Here is a 258-nt window from a genome sequence, read left to right on the forward strand (position 1 = left end):
ATATTCAATGTTGCCGTCCGGCATCCATCTCGCCAAATCGCCTGTGCGGTACATCCGTTCATAGCCTGCTTCCCCGCTGGCAAACGGGTCGGCTACGAATTTCTCGGCCGTCAGCTCTGGACGGTTCAGATAGCCTCGGGCTACGCCGACACCACCGATGCACAGTTCGCCCGCAACCCCAATCGGCTGCAATTGCTCCGTGCCTTCCTTCACGATGTACAGACGAATATTCTGAATCGGTTTCCCGATCGGAATAAC

1 protein-coding gene is annotated in these 258 nt (G+C 56.2%); it reads right to left on the minus strand.

Going from position 1 to position 258, the window contains the following annotated elements:
• Nucleotides 1-258, minus strand: a 258-nt coding sequence (locus G9G54_RS25120) for an AMP-binding protein (RefSeq protein ID WP_165179972.1), incomplete at both ends; no start/stop codon positions are given.

This window comes from Paenibacillus sp. EKM212P, from assembly GCF_011066115.1.
GTDB lineage: Bacteria > Bacillota > Bacilli > Paenibacillales > Paenibacillaceae > Paenibacillus > Paenibacillus polymyxa_B.